Annotated in this window: 19 protein-coding genes; 14 read left to right on the forward strand and 5 right to left on the reverse strand. The window is 67.8% G+C overall.

Going from position 1 to position 18,528, the window contains the following annotated elements; translation table 11 throughout:
• Positions 1-39: 39 nt before the first annotated feature.
• Positions 40-1,398, forward strand: coding sequence for a Gfo/Idh/MocA family oxidoreductase (locus ACT9AS_RS07555; RefSeq protein WP_445099504.1), 1,359 nt, complete (start codon positions 40-42; stop codon positions 1,396-1,398).
• A gap of 28 nt (positions 1,399-1,426) precedes the next feature.
• Here the strand turns inward: ACT9AS_RS07555 and ACT9AS_RS07560 are convergent, their stop codons facing one another.
• Positions 1,427-2,032: a DUF4136 domain-containing protein gene (locus ACT9AS_RS07560; protein ID WP_445099505.1), complete on the reverse strand. Its 606-nt coding sequence runs from the start codon at positions 2,030-2,032 to the stop codon at positions 1,427-1,429.
• Positions 2,033-2,186: 154 nt separating this feature from the next.
• Here ACT9AS_RS07560 and ACT9AS_RS07565 point away from each other — a divergent pair, with 154 nt between their 5' ends.
• Both ACT9AS_RS07565 and trhA read left to right on the forward strand, forming a co-directional pair.
• On the forward strand, positions 2,187-2,531 hold the full coding sequence (locus ACT9AS_RS07565; protein ID WP_445099506.1) for a zinc ribbon domain-containing protein YjdM: 345 nt from the start codon (positions 2,187-2,189) through the stop codon (positions 2,529-2,531).
• A gap of 4 nt (positions 2,532-2,535) precedes the next feature.
• Positions 2,536-3,192 (forward strand): PAQR family membrane homeostasis protein TrhA, encoded by a 657-nt coding sequence (gene trhA, locus ACT9AS_RS07570; protein WP_445099507.1) that lies wholly within the window; start codon positions 2,536-2,538, stop codon positions 3,190-3,192.
• Positions 3,193-3,254: 62 nt separating this feature from the next.
• Here trhA and ACT9AS_RS07575 read toward each other — a convergent pair whose 3' ends face one another.
• Positions 3,255-3,725, reverse strand: coding sequence for an FKBP-type peptidyl-prolyl cis-trans isomerase (locus ACT9AS_RS07575; RefSeq protein WP_445099508.1), 471 nt, complete (start codon positions 3,723-3,725; stop codon positions 3,255-3,257).
• Between the two features lie 204 nt (positions 3,726-3,929).
• Between ACT9AS_RS07575 and ACT9AS_RS07580 the strand changes: the two genes are divergently transcribed.
• The 8 genes from ACT9AS_RS07580 to ACT9AS_RS07615 all read left to right on the forward strand — a co-directional run bounded on the left by ACT9AS_RS07580 (position 3,930) and on the right by ACT9AS_RS07615 (position 11,247).
• Positions 3,930-4,535 (forward strand): tetratricopeptide repeat protein, encoded by a 606-nt coding sequence (locus tag ACT9AS_RS07580; RefSeq protein WP_445099509.1) that lies wholly within the window; start codon positions 3,930-3,932, stop codon positions 4,533-4,535.
• A gap of 101 nt (positions 4,536-4,636) precedes the next feature.
• Positions 4,637-5,464, forward strand: a complete 828-nt coding sequence (locus ACT9AS_RS07585) for an N-formylglutamate amidohydrolase (protein ID WP_445099510.1) — start codon at positions 4,637-4,639, stop codon at positions 5,462-5,464.
• The gene (locus ACT9AS_RS07590; RefSeq protein ID WP_445099511.1) at positions 5,455-6,675 is read left to right on the forward strand and encodes a tyrosine/phenylalanine carboxypeptidase domain-containing protein; all 1,221 of its coding nucleotides are present in this window, start codon (positions 5,455-5,457) and stop codon (positions 6,673-6,675) included. The genes ACT9AS_RS07585 and ACT9AS_RS07590 overlap by 10 nt, the downstream gene beginning before the upstream one ends.
• Complete coding sequence (locus ACT9AS_RS07595; RefSeq protein ID WP_445099512.1) at positions 6,672-7,799, forward strand: hypothetical protein; 1,128 nt, start codon at positions 6,672-6,674, stop codon at positions 7,797-7,799. Before ACT9AS_RS07590 ends, ACT9AS_RS07595 begins: the two co-directional genes overlap by 4 nt.
• Positions 7,800-7,939: 140 nt before the next feature.
• Positions 7,940-8,557 (forward strand): TRIC cation channel family protein, encoded by a 618-nt coding sequence (locus ACT9AS_RS07600; protein WP_445099513.1) that lies wholly within the window; start codon positions 7,940-7,942, stop codon positions 8,555-8,557.
• Positions 8,558-8,575: 18 nt separating this feature from the next.
• A complete protein-coding gene (locus tag ACT9AS_RS07605) occupies positions 8,576-8,941 on the forward strand; it encodes a DUF6164 family protein (RefSeq protein ID WP_445099514.1) in 366 nt (121 codons plus the stop codon).
• A gap of 138 nt (positions 8,942-9,079) precedes the next feature.
• Positions 9,080-10,852, forward strand: coding sequence for a M1 family aminopeptidase (locus tag ACT9AS_RS07610; protein ID WP_445099515.1), 1,773 nt, complete (start codon positions 9,080-9,082; stop codon positions 10,850-10,852).
• A gap of 191 nt (positions 10,853-11,043) precedes the next feature.
• Complete coding sequence (locus ACT9AS_RS07615; RefSeq protein ID WP_445099516.1) at positions 11,044-11,247, forward strand: oxidoreductase-like domain-containing protein; 204 nt, start codon at positions 11,044-11,046, stop codon at positions 11,245-11,247.
• Between the two features lie 64 nt (positions 11,248-11,311).
• On the opposite strand, the gene yczE is transcribed toward ACT9AS_RS07615, so the two are convergent.
• Complete coding sequence (gene yczE / locus ACT9AS_RS07620; RefSeq protein ID WP_445099517.1) at positions 11,312-11,950, reverse strand: membrane protein YczE; 639 nt, start codon at positions 11,948-11,950, stop codon at positions 11,312-11,314.
• Between the two features lie 174 nt (positions 11,951-12,124).
• Here yczE and ACT9AS_RS07625 point away from each other — a divergent pair, with 174 nt between their 5' ends.
• A complete protein-coding gene (locus ACT9AS_RS07625) occupies positions 12,125-12,622 on the forward strand; it encodes a DUF1993 family protein (RefSeq protein WP_445099518.1) in 498 nt (165 codons plus the stop codon).
• A gap of 7 nt (positions 12,623-12,629) precedes the next feature.
• Here the strand turns inward: ACT9AS_RS07625 and ACT9AS_RS07630 are convergent, their stop codons facing one another.
• Positions 12,630-13,358: a S4 domain-containing protein gene (locus tag ACT9AS_RS07630; protein WP_445099519.1), complete on the reverse strand. Its 729-nt coding sequence runs from the start codon at positions 13,356-13,358 to the stop codon at positions 12,630-12,632.
• Between the two features lie 58 nt (positions 13,359-13,416).
• Between ACT9AS_RS07630 and ACT9AS_RS07635 the strand changes: the two genes are divergently transcribed.
• Positions 13,417-14,160, forward strand: coding sequence for a sulfurtransferase (locus tag ACT9AS_RS07635; protein WP_445099520.1), 744 nt, complete (start codon positions 13,417-13,419; stop codon positions 14,158-14,160).
• A gap of 296 nt (positions 14,161-14,456) precedes the next feature.
• On the forward strand, positions 14,457-16,937 hold the full coding sequence (locus ACT9AS_RS07640; RefSeq protein ID WP_445099521.1) for a TonB-dependent receptor domain-containing protein: 2,481 nt from the start codon (positions 14,457-14,459) through the stop codon (positions 16,935-16,937).
• A gap of 147 nt (positions 16,938-17,084) precedes the next feature.
• On the opposite strand, the gene ACT9AS_RS07645 is transcribed toward ACT9AS_RS07640, so the two are convergent.
• Positions 17,085-18,329: a TIGR03862 family flavoprotein gene (locus ACT9AS_RS07645; protein ID WP_445099522.1), complete on the reverse strand. Its 1,245-nt coding sequence runs from the start codon at positions 18,327-18,329 to the stop codon at positions 17,085-17,087.
• Positions 18,330-18,528: the final 199 nt, after the last annotated feature.

Here is an 18,528-nt window from a genome sequence, read left to right on the forward strand (position 1 = left end):
CGTTACATTGACGGTCGACTCCACACGGGTATCGACCGCATGAATCGTCGCGATTTCCTCATCACCGGCGTCGCCGCCGGCACCCTGGCCGTTGCCGATGCCTGGACGCCGGCGTTTGCCCGGTCGCGCGGCAAGCTGCGCCTCGGGATGATCGGCACCGGCCTGCGTGGGCAGAGCCTGATGGGCTCGCTGCTGGGGCGGGGCGACGTCGACATGGTGGCGCTGTGCGACATCGAGCCGATCATGCTCGGCCGCGCGGTGGCGGCGGTCGAGAAAGCCGGCCAGCCGGCCCCGGTGACGTTCGGTGCCGATGGCGACGTGCACGCCTACCGTCGCTTGCTTGAGCTCGACAACCTCGACGGCGTGATCATCGCCACGCCGTGGGAATGGCACGCGCCGATGGCAATCGACGCGATGCAGGCCAGGGTCGCGGTCGGCTGCGAGGTCGTCGCCGGCATCACCCTGCAGGACCATTGGGACGTGCTGCGCGCCCAGCAGCAGACCGGCACCCCGTACATGCTGCTGGAGAACGTCTGCTATCGCCGCGACGTGATGGCGGCACTCAACATGGCGCGACAGGGCGTGTTCGGCGAGCTCGTGCACCTGCAGGGCGGCTACCAGCACGACCTGCGCGGGGTGAAGTTCAACTCCGGGGATCCGGACGAGCCGTACAACAGCGGCGTCGAGTTCGGCGACAAGGGCTGGTCGGAGGCGCGCTGGCGCACCCAACACTCGATCGAACGCAACGGCGACCTCTACCCCAGCCACGGCATCGGCCCCTGCGCGCACCTGGCCAACATCAACCGCGGCAACCGCTTCACCCGGATCAACTCGTTCGCGAGCAAGGCCCGCGGCCTGCACGACTATCTGGTCGACAGGGCCGGGCCGGACCATCCGAATGCGAAGCTCAGGTTCGCCCACGGCGACGTGGTCACCACCCAGATCGCCTGCGCGAACAGCGAGACCATCCTGCTGCAACTGGACGTGTCGCTGCCGCGGCCGTATTCGCTGGGCTTCCGCGTGCAGGGCACCGAAGGCTTGTGGATGGACGTCAACAACGGCGTCCATATCGAGGGCAAGAGCCCGCCGCACAAGTGGGACGACGCCCAGGAGTGGTTCGCCAGGTACGACCACCCGCTGTGGAAGAAGCACGCCGAAACCGCCGCGGGTGCCGGCCATGGCGGGATGGACTGGTTCGTCCTCAACGGCTTCGTCGAGGCGTTGAAGGCCGGCGACCCGATGCCGATCGACATCTACGACGCGGTGACCTGGAGCGCGATCACGCCGTTGTCGGAACAGTCGATCGCCGGTGGCTTCGAGACGCTGGACTTCCCCGATTTCACCGAAGGCCGGTGGAAGGCGCGCAAGCCGGTCTTCGCGCTCGACAGCGGCTATTGATCCGGGCGACGGGCGGTCCCGCCACCGGTCACGGCGTGCCTACCGGTTGCGCCGAAGCCGCGGTGTAGGGGAACTCGCGGAAGATCGCGGCGATCGCCTCGTCGGCCGCGTCGACGCGCTCCTGCGGGCTGCGCTGGGTCACCCTGCCGATCGCATCGCCGGTCCAGACCAGGTGGTTGCGTTCGGCGTCGACCAGGTCGACCGTGAGGGTGCCCTCGGTGTAGTCGTTCACCCGGGTCTCGTCGTACCACACCGGCACGGCGAAGTAGCGGCGCGCGCGATAGCTGTAGAAGTACTGCACGTCCGAACGCGGCACGTTGTAGACATCGGTGCGCTCGCGGATGACGCCCTGGAAGTTCACTTGCAGGTCGGGATCCTCCGGGTCGAACCGGTAGCCGCGGGCTTCCATCTCGCGGCGCACGCTGGTCTTGATCCGATCGGACAGGTACGTGGTGTAGCCGGACTGTTCCATCGCCAGTGGCTCGTAGAACGCGTAGGTCGCGTACTTCGAGAAGTCGGCGGCGGGGTCGGCATCGGTGCGTACGCGTGGGCCGGTGGCGCAGGCGGACAGCAGCGCCGCCAGTGCCAGTCCAGCCAGGAGTGGGCGAGCGGGGAAGAAGCGTTGGAATCGCATGGCGTGCCTCGCAGCGCGTGGGTCATTGCGAAACTAGCAACCCCGCCCCGGGCACCACGTGAAAAGTGTCCTGCGTGAAAAGTGCTCCGGCGTTCCCGGCCCGCCCGGACGGGCCGCGCCTATAATCCGGGGTCGTTACCGACCTGGACGGATCATGCCTGATATCCCCGCCTGCCCCGTATGCGGCATGGAAAACACCTATCCCGATGGCGACAACTTCGTCTGCGCCGACTGCGCCCACGAATGGCCGCAGTCGGGCAGCGCGGCGGGTGCCGATGACGGTGCCGTGGTCCGCGACAGCAACGGCAATGTCCTGTCGGCGGGCGATTCGGTGGTGGTGATCAAGGACCTCAAGGTCAAGGGCTCGTCGATCAACCTGAAACAGGGCACGGTGATCAAGGGCATCCGCCTGGTCGACGGCGACCCGGAGCACATCGAAGGCAATTCCGACAGGATCAAGGGGCTGGTGCTGAAGACCTGCTTCCTCAGGAAGGGATGAGTCCATGGACGACAGCGGGGCCGGCGCGCAACCGGCCGACAGTGGTCCCGGCGAGGAACTCGCCAACGCGTTGACCCATGGGCTGGGGGCGGTCGCGGCGCTGGCGGGCGGGGCGCTGCTGATCACCCTGGCCGCGCTGCACGGGGACGGCTGGCAACTGGCCGGGGCGATCGTCTTCGGCGCATCGCTGTTGCTGCTGTATGTCGCCTCGACCCTCTATCACGCGATCGCGCAGCCACTGGCCAAGGCGCGGCTGAAGGTGTTCGACCATTGCGCGATCTACGTGCTGATCGCGGGCACCTACACGCCGTTCACGCTGATTGGCCTGCGCGGACCGTGGGGCTGGGGGCTGTTCGCGGCGATCTGGACGCTGGCGCTGGCCGGGGTGGTGTTCAAGCTGTACTTCACCGGGCGCTTCAAGCGGCTGTCGACGTTGATCTACATCGCGATGGGCTGGCTGGTGCTGGTCGCGTTCAAGCCGTTGCTGGTGGCGCTGGACGACTGGACGCTCGGCTGGCTGCTTGCCGGCGGCGCCTGCTACACCCTCGGCACCGTGTTCTACCACCGCCCGTCGTTACGGTATTCGCACGCGATCTGGCACCTGTTCGTGGTCGCCGGCAGCGTCTGCCACTACGTCTCGGTGATGGCGCAGGTGGTCTGAGGCATCGCCTGGAACGAGCCGGGGAACCCGCGTCGAAGCGGGCTCCCTTCCGGGTGGTGCACTCAGGCGGCGGGCGCCACGCGGCCGTCGTTGAGTTCGGCCTCCGACGCTTCGCGCACGTCGGCCACTTCCACCGCGAAATGCAGGTTCTGGCCGGCCAGCGGATGGTTGCCGTCGACGACGACCTGCTCCGGCTCGACCTTGGTCACCGTCACCAGCAACGGGCCCTGGGGGGTGCGGGCCTCGAACTGCATGCCCGGCTCCACCGATTCCACGCCCTCGAAGGCGCTGCGCGGCACGGTCTGGATCAGCCCGTCGTGGCGCGGGCCGTAGCCTTCCTCGGGCGCCACGTCGGCGTTGAGGCTGTCGCCGGCCTTCTTGCCGAGCAGTGCCTTTTCCAGGCCGGGAATGATGTTGCCGGCGCCGTGCAGGTAGGTCAGCGGTGCGTCGGTCGGCGACTTGTCGATCACGTCGCCGGCATCGTTGGTCAGGGTGTAGTGGATTGCGGCGACACGCCGCTCGGCGATCTCCATGGGAAACCTCTCGATGATGGGATTGGAGGGGAGTGGATACGCCGGTGGATTCACGGCGATGCTGGAATGGTGCGTCGTCCAGCCTAGGAAAGTTGCCCGGAGAGCGCAAGCTTGGGCCACAATGGCGGGTGCCAGGCCGGCTTGTCCGAGCCGTATCCACTTGGCCGCATTGATAGCTCCCGCGGGGCGCATGGAGGTTTCGGCATGAAGCTCAAGGACCCGGCTCGATTCGCACGGCTTGCCGGCGCGGCGGGATTGCTGCTCGCGCTCGGCGCGTGCGCCAGCCTGTCCGGAAAGCCGGCCCCGCCGGACTACGCCGGATCGATGGCGATCGCGCAGACCCACGCGGACACGGGCCAGGTCGAGGCGGCCGTGGCGGCGCTGTCGCAGGCCGCGGCGCTGGAACCGGCACACAAGGAACCGTGGTTGCGCATCGCCCAGCTGCGCGCCGCGCAGAACCGCCACGTCGATGCGCTGGCGGCGGCCGAGCAGGTGTTGCGCCGCGACCCGGCCGACAGCGCCGCGTACGCGATCACCATCGACAGTGGCCTGCAGGTGGCGCAGCGCACGCTGGAACGCCTGCGTGGATCGGCACAGCCGCCGGACGATGCCCGTCGTGCCCAGGCGCAATTGATCGCGGCGTTGATGGCGGAAGTGTTCGGGCCGGAGTTGCTGGTGTCCGAGGAGTTCAGGACGCAACTGGCGCGCGACGCGATCGATCGTTACCGGGCCGCGCGGAACAAGCGCCTGCCGGACGCGCGCAAGCCGGAGCCCAAGGGCGACCCGCTGGACCTGCTCGGCGGCGACTGACCGCGCGCCAGCCTCGACCGCACGAGGGCCGCGCCGCAGCATCTTGAACCGCCGTTCAGTTGCTCACGGATGACTCATGCCGCCTTTGGGAGCATCGGCGCATGCGGAATCCCGACAATCCATTGCCCCGTTCCGGCGGCTGGGCCTGCGAGGACTGGGACCTGGTCCTCGGCGACGGGCCGGTGATCGCGACCGCGATCCACGATGGCCACGCCGTCCGTGAATCCCTGCAACCCTGGCTTGCGATCGATGAAGACGAGCGACGCCGCGAGGAGGATCCGCTCACCGGCCTGCTGACCGTGGTCGGCGACGTGCGGTTCCAGGCCCGTGCGTCGCGGTTCCAGGCGGACCTCAACCGCCCGCGCGAGAAGGCGTTCTCGACCGATCCCGCCGATACCTGGGGGTTGCGGGTCTGGCGCGACGATCTCCCCGACGCCGAGCGCGAACGCTCGCTCGCCGAACACGACCGCTTCTACGCGCTGATGCGCGAGCTGATCGACGCACTGCTCGATCGCTGGGGCACGCTGTTGCTGATCGACATCCACAGCTACAACCATCGCCGCGACGGCGCCGATGCCGACCCGGCGCCGCCGCGCGGAAACCCCGACATCGAGTTGGGCGTGACCACGCTCGATCCCCGCCGCTGGGGCCGGGTCGCGACCCGCTTCGCCGACACCCTGCGCGCCAACCCGATTGCCGGGCGCACGCCCGATGTCCGCGAGAACGTGCGCTTCCCGACCGGCGGATACTTCCCCGAGTGGGTGTATGCGACCTGGGGCGAGCGCGTCTGCACCATCTCGCCGGAGTACAAGAAGACCTACATGGACGAATGGACCGCGCAGGCGGATATCGCGGCCATCGAGGACATGCGCGACAGCCTGCGCAATGCGGTCGACGCGGTGCGCGGGGAGTTCGGCACATGTCGCTAGACAGGGGCGCGTCGAGCCTGCATCCGCCGATGTCTGCCTGCCGGCCGTTGCCCCCGGTCGCGGCGCGCGTCGATGCCGAACTGGCGCGGATGGACGGCGAGGTCGACTGGCTGCTGGCGCTGTCGCCGATCGGCAACGATGCGTTGTGGGACAGCTTCGAGGCCAGCGGCCACACCTCCGTCGCGCCGTTGCAGTACATCGATCTCGACGTCGACCTGCACGCCGCGCGTGAACGGCTCCGCGCGTTGCCGGTCGAGGACATCGAATCGCCGCTGCTCTCCGGCCTGCTGTCGGAAAAACAGCGCGAACTCGAGCGCCAGATCGAGCTGGTCCGGCTGCGCGGCACCGTCGGTTTCATCACCGCCAGCCTCGACCTGTTCGGCGGCGTCGAGCCCTCGCTGCTGAAGCTCGCCAACGCGATACTCGAGCAGGTCGGGTCGGGCGCACCGCAGGACGCCGACGCCGGCATCGACGAGGTGATGGCCGCGGTCGAGGAGGAGATGGCCTGGTACCGCGAGCAGTCGCCGGACTTCAACGCCGAGGTGGTGGTCGACACCGACCTCAACTCGCTGATGATGGTGTCCCACGGCACGTTCTACATCGACGGCGACCTGCGGGTGCCGCGGGCGCGCGTGCAGCCGCTGATCCAGCACGAGATCGGCACCCACGTGGTCACCCGGCACAACGGCCGGCGGCAATCGCTGCGGCAGCTCGAGGTCGGGCTGGCGCATTACGACCCGCTGCAGGAGGGCCTCGGCGTGCTGGCCGAATACCTCGCAGGCTACCTGCCGGCCGAACGGCTGCGGGTGCTGGCCGCGCGCGTGGTCGCCACCGAGATGGCGATCCACGGCGAAGGCATCCCGGCGATCTACGACCTGCTCCACGTCACCCACGGCCTGCCCAGCGACGATGCCTTCGATGTCGCCGTGCGCGCGCTGCGCGGTGGTGGCCTGACCAAGGATGCGGTCTACCTCGGCGGCCTGCGCGACCTGATCGACTACCTGCGCGACGACGGCGAGTTCGAGCCGCTGTTCGTCGGCAAGTTCGCGCTGTCGCACCGCGTGGTGCTCGACCAGCTGATCGACGAGGGCTGGGCCGTCGCCCCCGACCTGCTGCCGCGCTACTGCTCGTGGCCCGATTTCACCGAACGCCTTGCCCGTTGCCGGAACCTTCCGGTCGAACGCCTCTTCCACCAGGAGCCTGCCCAATGACCAGCAACCCGAGCGACGATTCCAGTACCGGCCCGAGTCCCGTTTCGACCAGCGATGCCTCGCCCGGACGGCGCTCCATCAAGCTCGGCTTCGTCATCAACGACATGGCTACCGAGAAGAACAACTACACCACTATCCGGCTCGCGCGCACCGCGGTGAACCGGGGCCACGAAGTCGCGCTGATCGGCCTGGGCAATTTCATCTACGACGCCAACGGCACCGTCCGCGCGCACGCCCATATTCCGCGGCAGGACCACTACAAGGACGACGACGAATTGCTGGCGGACCTGCAGGGCGAAGGCGCCGAGATCCACCGGATTTCCGTCGAGGAACTCGACGTGCTGCTGCTGCGCAGCGACCCGGCCGAGGAGGTGGTGGACCGGCCGTGGGCTCCGAACAGCGGGCTGCTGTTCGCCCAGCTCGCGGCGCTCAAGCACGTGATCGTGCTCAACGACCCCACCCACCTGACCGACGCGTCCAACAAGACCTATTTCCAGCATTTCCCGGAAGAGGTGAGGCCGGTCACCTGCATCACCCTGGATGCCGACGAGATCAAGTCGTTCATCAAGTCCCACGACGGCTACGGCGTCATCAAACCGTTGCAGGGCTCGGGCGGGCAGAGCGTGTTCGTGGTCACCCCCGACAGTGGCTCCAACCTCAACCAGATGATCGACGCGGTGACCCGCGACGGCTACGCGATCGTGCAGGAGTACCTGCCCGACGCGGTCAACGGCGACCTGCGCCTGCTGACCCTCAACGGCCGGCCGCTGGTGGTCGACGGCCACTACGCCTGCTTCCGCCGCTACAACGACAGCGGCGACGCGCGCAGCAACATCACCGCCGGCGGCAAGGTGGAGATGGCGGTGCCGGATGCCGATGCACTGCGGCTGGCCGAGATCGCCGGACCCAAGCTCATGCGCGACGGCATGTACCTGGCCGGGCTCGACATCGTCGGCAACAAGATGATGGAGATCAACGTCGACACCCCCGGCGGGATCAACATGGCCGAGGAACTGACCGGCGCCGACTTCAGCGGCCATATCATCGGCGACCTCGAACGCAAGGTCCGCCTGCGCGACCAGTACAACCGCACCCTGACCAACACCGAACTGGCGATGATGTAACCGCCTCAAACGTAGGAGCGACGCAAGTCGCGAAAGCCACACCCCGCAATCCGCGAATCCCCGGCCCCCGTCAAGCCACTCGCCCCGCCTGCACCCATCCCGCGTGAGGGATACTGTCAGGCACCCCTGCGAGCTGCGCCGTGGACACCTTCCTCCTCACTTTCGACCTCATCGGCACCTTCGTCTTCGCGCTCTCGGGCGCGACGCTCGGCGTGCGCAACCGGCTGGACCTGTTCGGCGTGCTGGTGCTGTCGTTCGCGGCCGCCACCTCCGGCGGCATCGCCCGCGACCTGCTGATCGGCGCCAGCCTACCGGTCGCGCTGGCCAACTGGTACTACCTCGCGGTGAGCTGCCTGGCCGGCCTGGCCACCTTCTATCGCCACGTCGAGATCGACCGGCTTCGCAACCCGGTGCAACTGTTCGATGCGGGAGGACTGGCCCTGTTCGCGGTCACCGGCGCTTTGAAGGCACTGGACTTCGGCCTGGCCCCGGTGTCGGCGACGCTGCTGGGCATGTTGAGCGGCATCGGCGGCGGCATCGCCCGCGACGTGCTGGTCGCGCGCACCCCGGTGATCTTCCAGGCCGACCTGTACGCGGTCGCGGCGCTGTCGGGCGCGGCGGCGGTGGTGGTCGGCCACGGCCTCGGCCTGCCGCTGGTGCCGGTGGTGGTGGTCGGGGTGGGGCTGTGCTTCGGGCTGCGCTACATGGCCATCCGCCACGGCTGGCGGTTGCCGGTCGCAGAGCACCGCGAGTCCTGAGCCGGCTATCATCCGGCCATGTCGAAGCTGTTGCTCAACCTGCGCTACGTACTGGACGACGAGATCGAGGACGTCCGCGCCATGCTCGACGGGAACCGGATCGGATTCTACGAGACCGAACCCAGCCGCTGGGGCATCTCCCATGGCGGCATCTGGGTCCGCGACGACGATGACCTGCCAAGGGCCAAGCAGCTCATGGCCGGGTACCAGGCCGAGCGCCAGGCGAGGGTGCGGGCCGAAAACGATGCAGCGCGTCGCGACGGCACCGCGGAAACCTTCATGGACGTGCTGCGCGCGCAACCCGGGCGGGTGCTGCTGATCGTGCTGGCGATCGTGCTGCTGCTGGGGCTGGTCGCATTGCCGGCAGTGCTGCTGCGCACCTGACGGGCGCAACACCGGTCACGCGCGGATAGGCCTTTGGTCATTGGTGGGGCTGGCGCGGATGTGCAATCGTCGACAGCTGGGGAGCGGGCCGGGGATGCCGCTCGCGTCGCCTGCCGTCGTCCATTCGAGGTTGCCCGCATGACCCGTCCACGTTCCGCACTCCATCGCTCCCTGCTGCCCGCTGGCCTGCTGCTCGCGGTGGCCGGCCTCGCCATCGCCGGCCCGGCCGCCAAGCCGGGACAGGCCGAACTGACCGACCACACCTACGCCACCGGCGCGCCGATGACGGCCGAGCAGAAGGCGGTGGTGTTCGAGTCGGCCGACCTGACGTTCAAGGTGTTTCCCGAGGGCAAACGCATTGACGGAGACGCAACCCTGGAATTCCGCGCGACCGCGCCGGTCGCGAAGCTCGTCGTCGACCTGGACCGCAACTATGTGATCGAGTCGGTCTCGGTCGACGGCACGGTGCTGCCGGACAGCGCCTATGCCAATCCCGAAGGCCAGTTGACGGTCACGCTGCCGCAGCCGCTCGCGGTTGGCGACGAAGCCGCGTTGCGCATCGTCTACGCCGGCGAGCCGCACGTGGCCGAGAAGGCGCCGTGGGATGGCGGTTTCGTCTGGGCCACCGCGCCCACCGGCGAGCCGTGGATCGCCACCGCCGTGCAGGGCGAGGGCTGCGACCTGTTCTGGCCGTGCATCGACCACCCGATGGGCGAGCCGCAGGTGGTCACCCAGCACATCACCGTGCCCGATCTGCTGGTGGCCGCCGGCAACGGCGTCGCGATGGGCATGGACCAGCACGACGGCTGGCGTACCTGGCACTGGCGCACGGAGAACCCGAACACCTACGCGATCGCGCTCAACATCGGCCCGTACGAGCTGCTGGAAGGCGAGTACGAGAGCCGCTACGGCAACACCATCCCGTTGCGTTTCTGGCACCTGCGCGGCAACGCCGAGGAGGCGCGCGGACTGTTCGCCGAGTTCCCGCTGATGCTCGACTTCTTCGAGTCGACCATCGGCCCGTATCCGTTCGCCGGCGAGAAGATGGGCGTGGTCGAGACCCCGCACCTGGGCATGGAGCACCAGACCATCAATGCCTACGGCAACGACTACAAGCAGGGCGAATACGGCTTCGACTGGCTGCTGCAGCACGAGTTCGCGCACGAGTGGTTCGGCAACCAGCTGACCAATGTCAACTGGGACGACATGTGGCTGCACGAGGGCTTCGGCAGCTATATGCAGCCGCTGTACGGCCAGTACCTGCGGGGCGATGCGGCGTACTACGCGTCGCTGCATGGCCAGCGGCTCGGGCTGGCCAACAGGCATCCGATCGTCTCCGGCCGGCCGATGCTCGAGGACGACGTATACGACAAGGAAGACGGTCCCGGCGGCGACATCTACGCCAAGGCTTCGGTGATGCTGCACAGCCTGCGCGAGCTGATCGGCGACGAGGCGTTCTTCAGCGCCACCCGCCGCGTGGTGTATGGCACCGACAGCCCGGAGCCGGGCAACTTCGCGCCGCGCTACGCCAGCACCGGCGACTTCATCGACATCGTCAACGAGGTGACCGGCAGGGACTATCGCTGGTTCTTCGACGTCTACCTGTATTCCGCGGCATTGCCGGAACTGGTCGCCACCCGTGACGCCAATGGCCTCGCGCTGCGTTGGAAGACCGAGGGCGACAAGCCGTTTCCGATGCCGGTGGATGTCCGCATCGGCTCGGTCGACGGCAATGTGCGGACCGTGGCGATGAGCGACGGCACCGGCCATGTCGACCTGCCGGCCGGTGCGTTGTACACGCTGGATCCGCATTCGAAGGTGCTGCGGGCGTTGCCGCATGTCGTCGCGTTCCAGCAGGACAAGCTGCAGCGCGCGAAGCAGGCCGAGGCGGAAAAGAAGATCAAGAAGTAGCCGCCCGCCACCCCATGTAGGAGCGACGTAAGTCGCGATTTCACCGCCACCCGGGATCGCCGTGCAATCGCGACTTACGTCGCTCCTACAACGGAGGGGCCCGCGCAACGGAGGGCCCCGCGCAACGGAGGGGGCCCGCACAACGAAGAGTCCCGCACAACGGAGGGTCCCGTCTGCGGCAGAATATCCGCATGTCCCCAGACCCGGTCCCACTACCCACGCCCGACCCACGTCCAGTCCGCCCGGTCGAGCCCGACGCGGCCGACTGCTGCGGCGAAGGCTGCCCGCGCTGCATCTTCGATGTCTACGACGAGGCGATGGAGCGCTACGAAGCCGCGCTGGCGGCATGGCGCGAGCGTCATCCGGAAGCCGGACAGGTCCCCGGTCTGGAGTAACCCGCGTAGCCGGCTCGACCCGCTCGACTGGTCCAGCCGCCAACCGCCCAACAGGCGTAGCCGGTCAGCCTGACTCCGACACTGGTTCCGGCGCCGGTGTGTCGCCGCCACCGGCCTTGCGGTAATCCCGGTCGAATACCGGCAACACCGCCTGGATCAGTGGCCCGATCGCCAGCGCATAGGCCACGGTGCCCAGCCCGAACGTGCCGCCCAGCAAATAGCCGGCCAGCAGCACGCTGCCCTCGATGAGGGTTCGGACCAGCCGCACCGACCAGCCGCTGCGTCGCGCCAGTCCGGTCATCAGTCCATCGCGCGGGCCGGGTCCGAAGTGCGCGCCGATGTAGGCCGCGGTCGCGATGGCGTTGAGCACGATGCCGGCGATCAACAGGCCCATCCGCCCGGCCATTCCGACATCACCCAGCGCATTGTCGAACCAGCCGTTGACCAGGTCGAATACCACGCCGATCACGATCGCGTTGCTGATCGTGCCGATGCCGGGCTTCTGCCGGATCGGGATCCAGGCCAGCAACACCACGAAGCTGGTCGCGATCGCCACGCGGCCCATCGACCAGCCGCCCTGCAGGGCGACGCCCTGATGCAGCACGTCCCACGGCATCAGCCCGAGGTCGGATTGCAGCATCAGCCACATCGACACGCCATAGGCGATCAGGCCGAGGTAGAGCTGGAGGAGGCGACGTGTCATGGCCGGTTGGCGTGCTGTGGGGAGGCAGCGTCAGGGGCGCCATTCTAGTGGACGCGTCATGCCGGTTCGCCGCGTCCGGTGGAACGCTGCAATGCACAGGCAGCTACTGCGACACCGGCGACGCGTACCATCGGCGGCTGGATCCCCACCTTCGAGCCCCTCATGACGATTTCCATGCACGCCGCTTCCGTTCCGGTATTCAAGCAGATGCTCGGCAGCCTCGCCGCGCTGCTGGACAAGGCCGGGTCACACGCGGAAGCGCGCAAGATCGCTCCCGAGGTGCTGCTGCAGGCGCGCCTGTTTCCCGACATGTTCCCGCTGGTGCGTCAGGTGCAGATCGCCTGCGACTTCGCCAAGGGCGTGACCGCGCGCCTGGCCGGCGCGGAGGTGCCCGCGTACGACGACGCCGAGCAGTCCTTCGAAGAGTTGCGGACGCGAATCGACCGCACCATCGCCTTCATCGACAGCTTCGATGCCGCGGCGTTCGATGGCAGCGAGGCGCGCGAGATCGTCACCCGTCCCGGCACCCCGAAGGAGCGCCGCTTCAACGGCCAGGACTACCTGCTCGGCTACGGCCTGCCGCAGTTCTTCTTCCACGTGACCACCGCGTACGCACTGCTGCGCCACAACGGCGTGGACGTCGGCAAGCGCGACTACATGGGCGCCTACTGAGCCGCGCTCAGAACCGGTCGCCGACGGGCGAGTAGCGCCATTCGCCCGGCGGCATCCTGTTCAATCCGATCCGGCCGATCCGCAGGCGCCGGATCGCCACCACGTCCAGCCCGACCTCGGCGCACATGTGCCGCAGTTGCCCGGGGCGCACGTCCTTGATCGCGAAGCGCAGCCGCACCTCGTTCTGCCAGCTGACCTTGCACGGCGGCAGCGCTCGTCCTTCGTAGGTCAGCCCGCGCGACAATCGGCCCAGGGTGTACGGACCGGTGGCGCCGCGGACCTCGACCAGGAACTCCTGCTCGATCTTCGCGCCATCCTCTTTCAGTCGCCGTGCGACGCGGCCGTCCTGGCTCAGCACCACCAGCCCGCTGGCCTCGTCGTCCAGCGGCATCAACTGCTGCAAATGCGCGAAGTGGCGCTGCAGCACGCGGATGCCGCTGACGTCGCCCTCGGCATGCGTGGCGGGGGTAACGAGTGATGTGACGGTGCCCGACGCAACGCCGGCCGGCTTGTGCAGCAGTATCGTCGCTGGCTCGGCCGGCTCCAGTCGCGCTTCGGGATCCAGCTCCACGCGTTCGTCGGCGACCATGAACTGTGGTGTTTCCACCACCACGCCATCGACCCGGACCCAGCCGCCCTCGATGTACTGCTCGGCCTGCGCGCGCGAACAGCCGGTCAACCCGGCAACGCGACGGGCGAGCCGCTCGGGCGCGGGAGGCGTGGATTGCTCAGGCATGGGCGGAACCGCGGTCGGGCGGCCCAGTGTAAAGCGAGCGGACCGGTAAAATGCCGCGATGATCCTCAACCTCGCCGCCTACCATTTCACCCCGATCGACCAGCCCGCCGACTTGGTCGACGATCTGCGCGAGTGGGCCGATGCCGGCGGACTGCGCGGAACCGCGCTGGTGGCGGGAGAGGGCATCAACCTGTTCCTGGCCGGAACAGAGCCTGCGATCCACGGCTTCCTCGATCGCCTGCGGGCCGACCCGCGTTTCGCCGACATCACGGTCAAGCTGAGCCACAGCCAGCGGCAGCCGTTCGCGCGGCTGAAGGTCAAACTCAAGCCGGAAATCATCAGTTTCCGTCGCGACAACAGTTCGCCGCTGGACGGTCGCGCGCCGACGGTGGCTCCGGCCGAACTCGCGCGCTGGATGGCGCAGGGCCACGACGACAGCGGCCGGCGGCTGGTGCTGCTCGACACCCGCAATCGCGAGGAAGTGGGTCATGGCACCTTCGAGGGCGCGCTGACCCTGCCGATCGACAACTTCACCGAACTGCCCGACGCACTGGCACCGCACCGCGAGTCGCTGGCCGATGCCACCGTGGTCAGCTTCTGTACCGGCGGCATCCGCTGCGAGAAAGCGGCGCTGTGGCTGCGCGCCGACGGCATGGACAACCTGCTGCAACTGGACGGCGGCATCCTTGGATATTTCGAACAGGTCGGCGGCGCCGGCTATGACGGCCGCTGCTTCGTGTTCGACGAGCGCGTGGCACTGGACCCGGCGCTGCAACCACTGGTGGATCGCGCGGACGCGTGAGAATCACCCACCCGCACGCGGCGCGTCCGGGACAAAACGACCCACAACCTGCGGTTATGACCCATGCCCGTCTTTTTAATGGCGGCTGTCGGCAGCTTGTGTCTATGCTCGGAGCGCGTCATGGAAACAAGGAGCCATGTGTCGCGGCCAATATGCGCTGCAGTTAGAAGCGCGGCCCGCACGCTGCTGAACCGGTTCCATGACCGGCTGTTGGGGCATCCGTTGCACGGTCAAGGGGATCTGGTTGCTTTTTGGCCGCGGCATTCCATGACACATAATGCTGGGAGAAACTTCGCATGAATGATCGACTGGGCCGGAATATTCCCACCGTGCTGGCTGCGTCGGTGCTGCTTGCACTGGCCGGTACCGCAACCGCGCAGGACGCGGCAAACGTGGACCAGGCCGCTCCTGCCCAGGACACCGGATCCCAGTCCGCCAAGGCCCTGGACCTGTCCACGGTCATCGTGACGGGCACCCGCATCAGCGATCGCACCCAGGCCGAGTCGCTGGTGCCGATCGACGTGATTCCCAGCGAGGTCCTGACCCAGACCGGCGCCATCGACCTGGGCAGTGCGCTCGACCAGGTGGTTCCGTCGCTGAATTTCCCGCTCGCGTCCATGTCCGACACGTTCGCTTTCACGCGCCCCTTCCAGATGCGCGGCCTCAACAGCGACCAGGTGCTGATACTGGTGGACGGCAAGCGCTGGCATGCCAGTGCGCTGATGTTGACGCTCGGCCAGGTCGGGCAGGGCTCGCAGGGCGTGAACATCGGCACCATTCCCATCGGCGCCATCGAGCGCATCGAGGTGCTGCGCGATGGCGCCTCGGCCCAGTACGGTTCGGATGCATTGGCCGGCGTCATCAACATCATCCTCAAGAAAGGCGCGGAAGGCGGCCAGTTGCAGGCCAGCTACGGCAAGTATTCGGCGGGCGATGGCGACCGCGCCCGGATCCAGGGCGACGTCGGCTTTTCGCTGGGTGAGAACGGCTGGTTGCGGATCTCCGCGGAGGTTGCCAACCAGGAGCCGACCAACCGCGCGGGGCTGGACAACCGCCCGGGCTTCACCGAGCTGGGGAAGAAGTTCCGGGTCGGCATCCCCGAATCCGAGAGTTACAACACCTTCCTCAACTGGCAATACGACTTCAGCCCGGCGGTGAGCCTCTACGGGTCCGGACACTACGGCATGCTCATGGCCGAGCCCATGGCGTTCTACCGGTACGGCGCCAACGCGCCGGAACCCAAGAACGACCTGATGCAGTACATCTTCCCCGACGGCGACGGCTTCCAGCCGGTGGAGCACGGCGAGTCGCGGGACAAGAGCTTCGTCACGGGGCTGCGAGGCTATACCGACGGCGGCTGGAGCTGGGACGTCAGCGCCAACTGGGGCGCCAACCGCGTGTCGTACGGCACCTTCAACACGGTCAACTTCGCGTTCTGGAACGATTTCGGCTACAGCCCCAGGGATATCCACGACGGCACCCTGACTTCATCGCAGGCCGTGTTCGATGTCGCCATGGCCAAGTCGCTGGGCGACAACTGGGATCTCGGTTTCGGCGCGCAGTACCTGCACCAGCGGTACGAGATCGTCGAGGGCGACCTGGCCTCGTGGTACGTCGGCAATTCCGGGATCACGGGTGCTGCGCAGGGGTTTGCCGGCTGGGGGCCGCAGGACGCGAGCGACAATTCCCGGCATTCCATCGCCGAGTACGCGCAACTGGAAGGCAACATCACCGAGCGGCTGAGCACCTCGATTGCGGTGCGCCACGAGGACTATTCGGACTTCGGGACCAACCTGTCCTACGCGCTGTCCGGGCGTTACGACTTCGACAACGGATTCGCCCTGCGCGGGACCGTCTCCACCGGGTTCCGTGCGCCGGGCCTGGGGCAGCAGCACGGCTCGGCGACCACTTCCGTGTCCTATCCCGAAGGCAACTCGCTGGGCCTGCCCGAGGGCATCTACCTGCGCGGGCTGGTGCCGGTCGACCACGAGTTGGCCGTGTTGCTGGGCAGCGAGCCGCTGAAGCCGGAAACCTCGAAGAGTTACACCGTCGGTGCGGTGTGGAATCCGGTTCCTTCGTTCACCACCACCGTGGACCTGTACCAGATCGACCTCGATGACCGCATCCTGATGTCGAGTTCGATGTCGCTGGTGGCCGATTCGGTCCAGGATTACCTGGCGGACAACGGCATCACCAACCCGCAGTACGTCGCGCTGGCCTATTTCACCAATGCCGCGGAAATGCGCATCCGGGGCATCGGCATCGTCTCGAACTATTTCAAGGAGTTCGAGGACGGCGGGGAGTTCGAAACCACGGTCAACTGGGCGTACCACAAGAACGAGGTGACCGGGGTGCGTCCCAACCCGGCGGTGCTCGAGGCGCTGGGCGACGTCGGCTTCAACCGCATCACCCGCAGCCAGACCAAGGGGTTGCTGGCCGACCAGATGCCGCGTTCCAAGTTCATCTGGACCAATACCTACAAGAAGAACAACTGGGGGTTCACCGGCACTGCCATCCGCTACGGCGGGGTGACGGAATACAGCTCGACCGACGCCTCCAACGACGACATCTATCCGGCCAAGTGGATCTTCAACACGGCCGTTGATTACTACCGTGACCGCTGGACCTTCACCGTGGGCGCGGACAACATCTTCGATACCTATCCGGAAAAGGCGCCCGAGGGCAGCAACTTCCACGGGATATTCCCGTATCCGAGCAGCTCGCCGTTCGGGTCCCAGGGTGCGTTCGTCTACGGGAAGGTCAGTTACCGCTGGTAAGTCGGTCTGGGTGCGCGCTGCGTCCGCAGCAGCGCGCGTTGTGCCCCAGGCTGCGCTGGCGTGGTGCGGGGCAGGCACGGTGCGCGGGTGTCTGTCGCTCGTTCGATTCCAGATCGCGGCTGAAGCCGCTCCTGCAGTGGTGGGCAGTTATGCGTTGGCGCGCAGCCAGTCCACCGCGCCCGAGCCCGCACGGCGCCCACTGGCGAAGCACGCGGTCAGCAGGTAGCCGCCGGTGGGTGCTTCCCAGTCCAGCATCTCGCCGGCGCAGAACACGCCGGGGAGTGCATCGAGCATCAGGCGTGCGTTCATCGCTTCCAGCCGGACACCGCCTGCGCTGCTGATGGCCTCTTCGACCGGTCGTGCGCGCTTGAGTACCAGCGGCAGCCGCTTGATCGTGCGTGCCAGCACTTCGACGTCATCCATCCGCGCTTTGCCGAGCACCTCGTGGAGCAGGGCGCTGCGCACGCCCGTCAACCCCGCCTGGCGACGCAGGTGGTCGCTGAGGCTGCGGCCGTTGCGCGGTTTGCCGAGGTCGCGACGCAGGCGGTCGAGCTCGCGGCCGGGGGCGAGGTCCAGATGCAACGTCGCCTCGCCGTCGCGTGCGATCGCGTCGCGCAGCGGCGCCGACAGCGCGTACACGAGGCTGCCTTCGATGCCGGTTCCGGTGACGACACACTCACCCTGCCGCTGGTGTTCGCGGCCATCCTCCTGCCAATGGGCGACCACCGGTTTCAGCGGCGCGCCGGCATGGCGGCTGGCGAAGTGCTCGCTCCAGCCGATATCGAACCCGCAGTTGGACGACACCAGCGGTGCGACATCGACACCGCGCTCGGCCAGCGTCGCCTGCCATGCGCCGTTGGAACCGAGCTGCGGCCAACTGGCGCCACCCAGCGCGAGCACGGTCGCGGTGGCGATGACGTGCCGCTCGCCAGTCGGGGTGGAAAAGCGCAACGCCCCCTCGTCGGTCCAGCCCAGCCACTGGTGCTGCACGTGGAAACGCACGCCGTGGTCGCGCAGGCGCCGCACCCAGCCGCGCAGCAGCGGCGCGGCCTTGCGGTCGTTCGGGAACACCCGGCTGGAACTGCCGACATAGGTGTCGATACCGAGCCCGCGCGCCCACTCGCGCAACGCGTCGGCGTCGAAGCCATCGAGCCAGGCACCGACCGCATCGCGGCGTTCGCGATAGCGCGAGTCGAATGCCGGCCGCAGCTCGGCATGGGTCAGGTTGAGCCCGCCCTTGCCGGCGATCAGGAACTTGCGCCCGACCGAACCCTTGCCCTCGAACACATCCACCTCGACCCCGGCCGCACGCGCGATCTCCGCGGCCATGAGGCCCGCGGGGCCGCCGCCGATGATGGCCAGGCCGGGGAGGGTGGGGGGAGTGTCAGGCATGGGCATTGCGGTATCAGGGGCCATGGCAGCAAAGGATCGCATGGCCGCCGCCGCACCGCCGGCCCCGCACGACCGCCCCTGTAGGAGCGACGTAAGTCGCGACTCTCTGAACCCGTCAAACCCCCGCATATCCGTTTGCGACGATCCTGCCGAAGCGTCCCGAGAAACCTCGACAGGCGACCCCCGCCGCACCGGCCAC

It is taken from the genome of Lysobacter sp. F60174L2, assembly GCF_052547135.1.